Annotated in this window: 8 protein-coding genes and 1 pseudogene; all 9 read left to right on the top strand. The window is 68.8% G+C overall.

Going from position 1 to position 10,276, the window contains the following annotated elements; translation table 11 throughout:
- The first annotated feature begins 162 nt into the window (after nt 1–162).
- Entirely contained in the window at nt 163–1,404 is a 1,242-nt protein-coding gene (locus ACXJLH_RS23740; protein WP_457446678.1) for a thiolase family protein, read from the top strand.
- Nucleotides 1,401–2,969 carry an acyl CoA:acetate/3-ketoacid CoA transferase gene (locus tag ACXJLH_RS23745; protein WP_457446680.1) on the top strand — a complete coding sequence of 523 codons (1,569 nt, stop codon included), beginning with the start codon at nt 1,401–1,403 and terminating at the stop codon, nt 2,967–2,969. The genes ACXJLH_RS23740 and ACXJLH_RS23745 overlap by 4 nt, the downstream gene beginning before the upstream one ends.
- Complete coding sequence (locus ACXJLH_RS23750; RefSeq protein WP_457446681.1) at nt 2,966–3,781, top strand: crotonase/enoyl-CoA hydratase family protein; 816 nt, start codon at nt 2,966–2,968, stop codon at nt 3,779–3,781. The genes ACXJLH_RS23745 and ACXJLH_RS23750 overlap by 4 nt, the downstream gene beginning before the upstream one ends.
- The gene (locus ACXJLH_RS23755) at nt 3,778–5,628 is read left to right on the top strand and encodes a feruloyl-CoA synthase (protein WP_457446683.1); all 1,851 of its coding nucleotides are present in this window, start codon (nt 3,778–3,780) and stop codon (nt 5,626–5,628) included. Before ACXJLH_RS23750 ends, ACXJLH_RS23755 begins: the two co-directional genes overlap by 4 nt.
- 5 nt (nt 5,629–5,633) lie before the next feature.
- The gene (locus ACXJLH_RS23760; protein WP_457446685.1) at nt 5,634–6,407 is read left to right on the top strand and encodes an SDR family NAD(P)-dependent oxidoreductase; all 774 of its coding nucleotides are present in this window, start codon (nt 5,634–5,636) and stop codon (nt 6,405–6,407) included.
- A 10-nt stretch (nt 6,408–6,417) separates the two neighbouring features.
- On the top strand, nt 6,418–7,446 hold the full coding sequence (locus tag ACXJLH_RS23765) for an aromatic ring-hydroxylating dioxygenase subunit alpha (protein WP_457446687.1): 1,029 nt from the start codon (nt 6,418–6,420) through the stop codon (nt 7,444–7,446).
- Nucleotides 7,443–8,399: a PDR/VanB family oxidoreductase gene (locus ACXJLH_RS23770; protein WP_457446689.1), complete on the top strand. Its 957-nt coding sequence runs from the start codon at nt 7,443–7,445 to the stop codon at nt 8,397–8,399. Before ACXJLH_RS23765 ends, ACXJLH_RS23770 begins: the two co-directional genes overlap by 4 nt.
- Nucleotides 8,400–8,723: 324 nt before the next feature.
- Nucleotides 8,724–9,749: an ROK family protein gene (locus ACXJLH_RS23775; protein ID WP_457446691.1), complete on the top strand. Its 1,026-nt coding sequence runs from the start codon at nt 8,724–8,726 to the stop codon at nt 9,747–9,749.
- Between the two features lie 156 nt (nt 9,750–9,905).
- Nucleotides 9,906–10,276, top strand: a pseudogene (locus tag ACXJLH_RS23780) (xylose isomerase); the annotation flags it as partial.

The following is a 10,276-nucleotide window of genomic DNA, read 5'->3' on the forward strand; positions in this document are numbered from 1 at the left end:
GCTCACCTCGAACCGAAAGTAGCATACAGACGCAATATCCGTGCAGATCTCGTTGAATCGTGACGCTCAGGAATTCGTGCAAACCCTAGAGGCAGAGTCGATTATTTAGTTAATACTATTAATCATCAACAGCCTTGGGGCTGGCTCCTGCCAGCTGGATGCATGCCCGACTTCTCCGCCCGATTCGAAGACCACTGGCTGCTTGGAGGCGCGCGCACCCCCTGGGTCGACTACTGCGGTGCGCTCGCCGAGGTCTCGCCCATCGATCTCGGCATCAAGGCGGCACGCGCCGCGCTGGAGCGTACGGGCGTGCCGGGCAGCGCGGTCGACTCGGTCGTCACCGCCTCCATGGCGCAGGCCTCGTTCGACGCCTACATGCTGCCGCGCCACGTCGGCCTTTATGCCGGCGTGCCCATCGAGGTGCCGGCCATCCTCGTGCAACGCATCTGCGGCAGCGGCTTCGAGATCATTCGCCAGGCGGCCGACCAGATCACTCTCGGCTACGCCAGCCTCGCGCTGGTGGTGGGCGCGGAGTCGATGTCGCGCAACCCCATCTGCGCCTACACGCATCGCGGCGGCTTCAAGCTCGGCGCACCGGTCGAGTTCAAGGACTTCCTCTGGGAGGCCCTCGACGACCCCGCCGCCAAGGTCTCGATGATCCAGACGGCCGAGAACCTGGCCAAGAAGTACGGCATCACCCGCACCGAAGTCGACGCCTACGCCGCCGCCTCTTTCGAGCGCGCGCTGCGCGCCCAGGCCGACGGCTTCTTCACCGATGAGATCGCGCCGGTGACCAGCGAGCGCTTCGAGCTGGATGGCTACGAAGCGCGCGGCATCAAGCTGCCACGCAAGGTGGCCGCAGCGGACCGCGACACCCATCCCCGCCCCTCGTCGCCCGAAGCGCTGGCGGCCCTGCGCACGGTTTACGAAGGCGGCGTGCAGACAGCCGGCAACTCAGCTGCCCTGGTCGACGGCGCGGCGGCCGTCGTCGTGGCCTCGGGCGCGCAGGTGCGCGATCGCGGGCTGAAGCCTATCGCCCGGCTGCGCGGCGCTGCAGCAGCGGGCGTGCCGCCGGAGATCATGGGCATTGGCCCCGCGCCGGCCATCCGCGCGCTGTTGAAGCGCTGCGAGCTGAAGCTGTCGGACATCGACCTCTTCGAGATCAACGAGGCCCAGGGCGCCCAGACCCTGGCCTGCGTGAAGGAGCTCGGCCTGGACCTGGACCGGCTCAACGTCAACGGCGGCTCCATCGCCCTCGGCCACCCGCTCGCCGCCACCGGCGTGCGCCTCACCCTCACCGCGGCCCGCGAGCTGCAGCGCCGCGGCGGCCGCTACGCCATCGTCTCCGCCTGCGTCGGCGGCGGCCAGGGCATGGCCTTGCTCATCGAGAACACACAAGCATGAAGATCATCACTGCCGACCAGGTCGGCCCCCTCGTCAAAGACGGCGCCACCCTCTTCCTCGGCGGCCTGGCCATGATGGGCCTGGCCGAAGAAGCGCTGCAGGGGCTGGAGCGCCACTTCCTGGCCACCGGCCACCCGCGCCAGCTCACCACCTGGGCCTGCGGCGCCATCGGCAACGCCGGCAGCGGCGGCATGGCCCACCTGGCGCATGCGGGCATGGTCAAGCGCGTCGTCGCCGGGCACTTCGGGCAGACCGGCAAGGCCATGATGGCCATGGTGCATGCCGGCGAGGTCGAGGCCTACAACTTCCCGCAGGGGTCGCTGTCCAGCCTCACGCGCCACATCGCCAGCCGCTCGCCGGGCCTGCTGACCAAGGTCGGCCTGGGCACCTTCGTCGACCCGCGGCTGGAAGGCGGCAAGCTCAATGCCGCCTCCCGCGAGGACCTGGTGCGCCTGGTCGAGTTCGAGGGCGAGGAATGGCTCTTCCACCCCTCGCCGCGCATCGACGTCGCCTTCATCCGTGCCACCTATGCCGACGAGCGCGGCAACCTCAGCCTGGACAAGGAAGGTGTGCTGCTGGAGCAGCTGTCCATCGCCCAGGCCGCGCGCGCCTGCGGCGGCATCGTCATCGCCCAGGTCGAGGCGGTCGTGGCGGCTGGCAGCCTGCATCCCAAGAGCGTCAAGGTGCCGGGCCTGGTGGTGGACTACGTCGTTGTCGCCAAGCCCGAGAACCATCTACAGACCATCACGACGGCCTTCAACCCGGCGTTCAGCGGCGATGTGCGCGTGCCGCTGGGCAGCATGCCGGCCATGCCGCTGGACGAGCGCAAGGTCATCGCCCGCCGTGCCGCCATGGAATTGCAGCCGGGTGCCGTCACCAACCTGGGCATCGGCATCCCGGCCGGCGTCCCTTCGGTGGCCGCCGAGGAGGGCGTGTCCGACCTGCTCAACCTCAGCGTGGAGTGCGGCGTCAACGGCGGCGTGCCGGCCCAGGGCGGCGACTTCGGCATGGCCTACAACCCCGAATCCATCATCGAACAGTCCTCGCAGTTCGATTTCTACGACGGCGGCGGCCTGGACTGCAGCTTCCTGGGCCTGGCCCAGACCGACCGCCACGGCAACGTCAACGTCAGCAAGTTCAACGGCCGGCCCGTCGGCTGCGGCGGCTTCATCAACATCACGGCCTCCACGCCTCGCCTCGTGTTCTGCGGCAGCTTCACCGCTGGCGGCGTGGACCTCGCCGTGGCCGACGGCCAGTTGCACATCCGCCAGGAAGGCCGCTCGCGCAAGTTCGTCGAGCAGGTCGAGCAGATCACCTTCAACGGCCGCGATGCCGCACGGCGTGGCCAGGAGGTGCTGTTCGTCACCGAGCGCGCCGTGTTCGCGCTGCGCCCGGAAGGCCTGGAGCTGACCGAGATCGCACCCGGCATCGACCTCGAACGCGACGTGCTGGCCCACATGGAATTCCGCCCGCTGATGCGCAATGTGAAGACCATGGACGCCGGCCTTTTTAGCGAACACTGGGGCGGCCTGGCCGCCGCTCTCTCCAAGCAGACCCACGCATGAACGCCGCCACCGACTTCCTCCCCGCCAGCGGCCTGCTGGCCCAGCTGGACCTGCTGCGCATCGAGCATGCCGGCGCCGTCACGCACCTGTGCCTGAACCGCCCGGCCAAGCGCAACGCCATCAACGAAGAGCTGATGCGCCAGCTGCACACCGCCCTGCTCAATCTGCCGGTGTCGACCAAGGCCCTGGTCATCAGCGGCGAGGGCAGCCACTTCTGCGCCGGCCTGGACCTGTCGGACCTCGCCGAGCGCAGCGTCGCCGAGGGCGTGCTGCATTCGCGCGGCTGGCATGTCGTCATGGATGCCATCCAGTTCTGCCGCGCGCCGGTCGTCGCTGCGGTGCATGGCGCCGTGGTGGGCGGCGGGCTGGAGCTGGCGGCCGCCGCGCACATCCGCGTGGCCGACGAGACCGCCTACTTCGGGCTGCCCGAAGGCCAGCGCGGCATCTTCGTCGGCGGCGGCGGCTCGGCCCGCATCCCGCGCCTGGCCGGCGTCGCCTGCATGACCGACATGATGCTGACCGGCCGTGTGCTGGACGCGAACGAGGGCGAACGGCGCGGCCTGGTGCAGTACGTCGTGCCGGCCGGCGAGGCCGTGGCCAAGGCCATCGAACTGGCCGGCCGCATCGCGCAGAACGCGCCGCTGTCCAACTTCGCCGTGACCCAGGCCCTGCCGCGCATTGCCGACCTGTCGCAGGCCGACGGCCTCTTCATGGAGTCGCTGATGGCGGCCATCGCCCAGGGCGACGACGTGGCCAAGCAGCGCCTGCAGGACTTCCTGCAGAAGCGCACGCCCAAGGTCGTCAAGTCATGAAGCCGCGCTACCGCCCGGTCGCCATCGGTGGCTGCCTGGACAACGCCAGCGTCGAGCACCGCGCCGACGGCGGCTTCGTGCTGCGCTCAACCGAGCCGCTGGCGGCCTACCCGGGACATATGGGCGAGCGTCTGTTGCACTGGGCACAGGTGGCGCCGGACCGGCTGCTGGCGGCCCAACGCGAGGCGAACGGCGGCTGGCGCTGCATCAGCTACGCCGAGATGGTCGAGCGGGCACGCTCCCTCGGCCAGGCCTTGCTGGACCGTGGCCTGGGCGTCGAAAAACCCCTGGTCATCCTGTCCGACAACGACCTGGAGCACCTCAGCCTGATGCTGGGCGCCATGTGGGCCGGCATCCCCAGCGTCAGCATCTCGCCGGCCTATTCGCTGGTCTCGACCGACCACGGCCGCCTGCGCCACATCCTCGCCAAGGCCACGCCGGGCGCGGTCTACGCGGCGGACGCGGGCTATGCCCGCGCAATCGAGGCCACGGTCACGGCGGACACCCGCGTCATCCTCGGCGAGGGCCGGCTCGAAGGCCGGGCCACCGAGCGCTTTGCCGACCTGCTCGACACGCCACCCGGCCCCACGCTCGACGCCGCCCACGCGCAGATCGGCCCCGACACCATCGCCAAGCTGATGTTCACCTCGGGCTCGACCAAGGCGCCCAAGGGCGTGGTCATGACCCAGCGCATGTGGTGCGCCAACCAGCAGATGACGCTGCAGGCCATGCCCTTCCTGGCCGAGCAGCCGCCCGTGGTGCTGGACTGGCTGCCGTGGAACCACACCTTCGGCGGCAACCACAACCTGGGGCTGGTGCTCTACAACGGCGGCAGCCTCTACATCGACGAGGGCCGGCCCGTGCCGGGCCGCTTCGAGGCCACGCTGCGCAACCTGCGCGAGGTGGCGCCGACGATCTTCTTCAACGTGCCCAAGGGCTTTGACGAACTCATCTCGGCGCTGCAGGCCGACACGGCGCTGCGCGACCACTTCTTCAGCCGGCTGCAGTTGGTCGAGTGCGGTGGCGCGGGACTGTCGCCGAAGACGCTGGACGCCTTCAACCAGCTGGCCGAAGCCGCCATCGGCGAGCGCATCCGCATCGCGGCGGGCCTGGGCATGACCGAGACCGCACCCACATGCACCTTCGCCATCCCTGAGGAGGCCCGCGCCGGCTTCATCGGCTGGCCCGTGCCCGGTGTTGACGTGAAGCTCGTCCCCACGGGCGACAAGGCCGAGGTGCGCTTTCGCGGCCCCAATGTCATGCCCGGCTATTGGCGCGAGCCCGAGCTGACGCAGGAAGCCTTCGACGATGAGGGCTACTACTGCACCGGCGACGCCGCCCGGCCCTGCGACCCCACCGACCCCACGCAGGGCCTGATGTTCGACGGCCGCATCGCCGAGGACTTCAAGCTCTCCACCGGCACCTTCGTCAGCGTCGGCCCGCTGCGCGCCCGCGTCATCGCACTGGGCTTCCCCTGCGTGCATGACGCCGTCGTCACGGGCCTCGGGCGCGATGAGATCGGCCTGCTGATCGTGCCGCGCGTGAACGAGGCCCGCCGCCTGGCCGAGCTGCCCGACAGCGCCCCCACCGCCGACGTGCTGAACCACTCGACCGTGCGTGCCTTCTTCGAGTCGCTGGCCAACCAGCTCTGGGCTCAAGGCACCGGCAGCGCCACCCGCCCGGCCCGGCTGCTGCTGCTGGCCGAGCCGCCGTCCATCGATGGCGGCGAGATCACCGACAAAGGCTCGATCAACCAGCGCGCCGTGCTGAGCCGCCGCGCGGCCCTGGTCGAGCTGCTGCACGAGGCCCCCGTGGGCCACCCCGACGTCATCACCCCGCACCGCTGAACACCATGAACATCTCTGGACAAACCGCCCTCGTCACCGGCGCCGGCTCCGGCCTCGGCGAAGCCGTGGCACGCGCCCTCGCGGACCAAGGCGCCCGCGTCGCCCTGCTCGACATCAACGAAGCCGGCGCCCAGCGCGTGGCCGCCGACATCGGCGCCGACCGCGCGCTGGCGCTGCGCTGCGACATCACCGACGCCGCCTCCGTCACCGCCGCGTTGGACGCAGCAGCCGCCGCCTTCGGCCCGGCCCGCATCCTGATGAACATTGCCGGCATCGGCAGCGCCAAGCGCATCGTGCAACGCGACGGCTCGCCCGCGCCGCTGGAGGACTTCGAGCGCGTCGTGCGCATCAACCTCATCGGCACCTACAACATGACGCGCCTGGCCGTGAGCCGCATCGTGGCCCTCGCACCGTTGGCCGATGGCGAGCGCGGTGTCATCGTCAACACCGCCTCGGTCGCGGCCTTCGACGGCCAGGTCGGCCAGGAGGCCTACTCGGCGTCCAAGGGCGGCATCGTCGGCATGACGCTGCCGCTGGCACGCGACCTGGCGCAGTTCGGCGTGCGCGCCTGCACCATCGCGCCGGGCCTGTTCGCCACGCCGCTGATGAAGGAGCTGCCCGAGGAGGTTCAGGCATCGCTGGCCGCGTCCATCCCCTTCCCCAAGCGCCTGGGCCTGCCCGAGGAGTTCGCCGCGCTGGCCGCCCACATCGTCGCCAACGGCCACCTGAATGGCGAGGTCATCCGCCTGGACGGCGCTTTGCGCATGGCCCCGCGCTGAAGGAGAACTCATGTTCATCACCAACACCTGGTACGTGGCCGCCCGCAGCGATGAGGTCGGCGCCGACAAGCCGCTGGGCCGCAAGGTCTGCAACCACGCGATGGTCTTCTTCCGCAACAGCGCCGGTAACGTCAGCGCGGTGGAGGACTTCTGCCCCCACCGCGGCGCGCCGCTGTCGCTGGGCAGCGTGCACGGCGACACCCTCGTCTGCGGCTACCACGGCCTGGCCATGGGCGGCGACGGCAAGACCGTCGCCATGCCCTGCCAGCGCGTGCGTGGCTTCCCCGCGATCCGCAGCTTCCCGGTCCATGAGGCCGATGGCTTCATCTGGGTCTGGCCAGGCGACGCCGCCCAGGCCGACGTGGCCAAGCTGCCCGCCTTCGAATGGCTGGGCAACCCGGCCTTCGGCTATGGCGGCGGGCTGTACACAATAGCCTGCGGCTACAAGCTGATGGTCGACAACCTGATGGACCTGACGCACGAGACCTATGTGCACGCCAACAGCATCGGCCAGAAGGAGATCGATGAAATCCCCTGCACGACCCGCGTCGACGGCGACCACGTCATCACCGAGCGCCACATGCAGGGCATCGAGGCGCCGCCGTTCTGGAAGATGGCGCTGCGCATGAACGGCCTGCCCGACGACCAGCCCGTGGACCGCTGGCAGATCTGCCACTTCACGCCGCCCAGCCACATCATGATCGAGGTAGGCGTAGCGCTGGCCGGCCAGGGCGGCTATGAGGCACCCGACGCCGTCAAGGCGGCGAGCTGGGTGGTGGACTTCATCACCCCGGAGACCGACACCTCCATCCACTACTTCTGGGGCATGGCGCGCAAGTTCAAGCCGCAGGACGAGGCGCTGACGGCCCAGATCCGCGAAGGCCAGGGCAAGATCTTTGCCGAAGACCAGGAGATGCTGGAGCGCCAGCAGCAGAACCTGCTCGCCTGGCCGCAGCGCCAGCTGCTGATGCTCAACATCGACGGCGGCGGTGTGCAGTCGCGCAAGGTCATCGATCGCGTGATGGCAGCGCAGGCATGAGCGAACTGATCACGGTCCGCATCGAGGCCAAGACCGCGGTCTCGCAGAACGTCTGCGCCCTCACCCTCGTGGCTGCCGATGGTGGCGCCCTGCCCGCCTTCACGGCCGGCGCCCACCTCGACGTCCACCTGCCCGGCGGCATCGTTCGTCAGTACTCGATCAGCAACGACCCCGCGGAGGCCGACCGCTATGTGCTGGGCGTGCTGCTCGACGCTCAATCGCGCGGCGGTTCGCGAGCGGTGCACGAGGTGTTGAGCCCGGGGCAGACGCTGCAGATCAGCGCACCGAAGAACCACTTCCCGCTTGCCGCGCAAGCCCGCCGCAGCCTGCTGATCGCCGGCGGCATCGGCATCACGCCCATCCTGGCGATGGCTCGCCAGCTCGCGGCTGATGGCGCGGACTTCGAACTCCACTACGCGGCGAGCAGCGCCGAGCGCATGGCCTTTCGAGCGGAGATCGAGGCGAGCGCCTGGGCTGGCGCTGCGCGTTTTCACGTGGCTGGCGACCGCCTCGACGTGCAAGCACTGCTGGCTACTCGCGATGCCGACACCCACGTTTACGTCTGTGGCCCCAAGCGGCTGATCGATGCGGTAGCCGACGCCGCGAAACGCCACGGCTGGCCAGAGGGTCGGGTCCACCATGAGTTCTTCGCGGGCGCGCCGGCGGCCTCGACCGGTCAGGACGGCCCATTCGAAATCGAACTTGCGCGCAGCGGCCGCGTGATCCTTGTTGGCGCCCATCAGACCGCCGCCCAGGCCCTCATCGCCGCGGGCGCACCCCTGCTGACCTCCTGCGAGCAAGGCGTCTGCGGCACCTGCCTGACGCGGGTGATTGGCGGGGAACCCGAGCATCGCGACCTGTACCTCACGCCCGAGGAGCAGGCCGCAAACGACCAGTTCACGCCTTGCTGCTCACGGGCGCGCAGCAGTCGCCTGGTGCTCGATTTGGGTTGAGCCACCCCGGCGTTGGATTGACGACTTCTTCAGCGCCGGGCGCTGGCCACCCACGTCCAGCCCCCATTCGCGCAACGCCCCCTCGCTGACCTGCGCCGTGATGGCCTGATGGCCCACCCTGCGGCTGGCCGTGCCACGTGCCGCGACACTGTCGTCGGCGCCCACGACCGACCGTGAAGGCCGCACTGGCGCTCGGTCAGCATGAAGCAACCAACGATTGCTTTTTTGCTTTACTTTGTGCGTCGCTCAAATTAATATTTGGTCTGACCGCATTTGATAGAAAATAAAGCCCGGTCCGACCAAGCAAACGGAGGAGACAAACACGTGCTGGCCGAAGCGACGGGGAGCCAACAGCTGCTGAAGACCGATCTCACACCTCTGCTCCTCATTGGCGCAGAGGTTGGCATTGAGTCCGTGCGCACTGTCGCCACTTCGCTGGCGGGCGAGATTCAAGGTTGCGTGACCGCTCGCTACGGGGCCAGTCCGACCGCCGAGGCCTGCGTGGCCAGTCTCGCAAGCGCGCTACAGGACTTGCACAGGCAGGTCCGCCCTGGCCAGCAAGTCCTCGGCATCGGCATCGGGTTGCCGGGTAGCCTCGACGAGGCGCAAGGCATCGTGAACTTCGCCCCCCATCTGGGCTGGCGTGACGTGCCCATCGCCGCACTATTGAGTGAGAAGCTTCGCGGCACCTCGCTCGCCGATGCCCCGCTGTTTGTGCAGAACGAAGCCGACATGGCCGCGCTGGGAGAACTGGAGTTCAACCCCACCCCTGACTCGGACCCGCTCTTGTATGTCTCCATCAACCAGGGCATCGCCGCTGGTGTCATCGTGGGAGGTCGTCTGCTGACTGGAAGCCGGGGATACGCAGAGGAGGTAGGTCATATGGTCCTGCAGTTCAATGGGCCTCTGTGTTCCTGCGGGCGGCGCGGTTGCGCTGAAGCCATGATCGCGACACGGGCCGTCCAGCGCGGCAGCGCCGGCACCGCCGTTCGACGCTCGCTCGGCGAGGTGCGCGAACACCTTGCCGCAAAGGATCGCGAAACACTGAAAGCGGTCACCTCCGCTGGCCACCATCTGGGCATGCTGCTGCTGAATCTGGCGACCGCCTATGACCCGGGCTGCATCGTCCTTGGCGGCTCCGTCACCGAACTGGGCGCGCCATTCCTGCAACCGGCGCTGGATGTACTGGACGCTCACACCACTTTCGGCAGTTCCGCCAGTCCGACGGTCCGCACCTCCCGGTTTGGCCTGAATGCCGTTGCCATTGGCGCGGCTGCACTGGTTCGCTACCGCCTGACGCACCCCGCCCTGCCGTCGGCAAACGGCGGCAGTGCCGTCACGGTCTCTTAGAAGGTCACTGATGTATCTCGGTATCGATCTCAGCTGCACCCAATCACCGTGACTGCCCTCTTCTCTCCCGATCCCCAACGCCATGCCCGCTTGGCCCCCGCCTGGCGCGTTTCCGTGACCTCTACCGCCGCCTGCGCGGTGCCTGACCCCCGAGTTATGACGAGCTATTTCCACGCCATCGCCCCGATCCGTTTCGAGGGCGCCGACAGCCCCAATGACCTGGCCTTCAAGCACTACGACAAGGACCGCATCGTCCTGGGCCAGCGCATGGAGGATCACCTGCGCTTTGCCGTGTGCTACTGGCACAACTTCGTCTGGACGGGCCTAGACCCGTTCGGCGGCGCCACCTTCGAGCGCCCCTGGTTCCAGGGCGGCAGCCCGATGGAGCTGGCCAAGCTCAAGGCCGACGCGGCCTTCGAGTTCTTTGCCAAGCTCGGCGCGCCCTACTACTGCTTCCATGACCGCGACGTCGCCCCGGAAGGCGCCACGCCGCGCGAGAGCCACGAGAACTTCCTGCGCATGGTCGA

This window comes from Roseateles sp. P5_E4, from assembly GCF_054049255.1.

Excerpts from the sequence above, each read along its gene's own strand:
- ACXJLH_RS23740 (WP_457446678.1), top strand. The coding sequence starts at position 163 with ATGCCCGACTTCTCCGCCCGATTCGAAGACCACTGGCTGCTTGGAGGC.
- ACXJLH_RS23745 (WP_457446680.1), top strand. The coding sequence starts at position 1,401 with ATGAAGATCATCACTGCCGACCAGGTCGGCCCCCTCGTCAAAGACGGC.
- ACXJLH_RS23750 (WP_457446681.1), top strand. The coding sequence starts at position 2,966 with ATGAACGCCGCCACCGACTTCCTCCCCGCCAGCGGCCTGCTGGCCCAG.
- ACXJLH_RS23755 (WP_457446683.1), top strand. The coding sequence starts at position 3,778 with ATGAAGCCGCGCTACCGCCCGGTCGCCATCGGTGGCTGCCTGGACAAC.
- ACXJLH_RS23760 (WP_457446685.1), top strand. The coding sequence starts at position 5,634 with ATGAACATCTCTGGACAAACCGCCCTCGTCACCGGCGCCGGCTCCGGC.
- ACXJLH_RS23765 (WP_457446687.1), top strand. The coding sequence starts at position 6,418 with ATGTTCATCACCAACACCTGGTACGTGGCCGCCCGCAGCGATGAGGTC.
- ACXJLH_RS23770 (WP_457446689.1), top strand. The coding sequence starts at position 7,443 with ATGAGCGAACTGATCACGGTCCGCATCGAGGCCAAGACCGCGGTCTCG.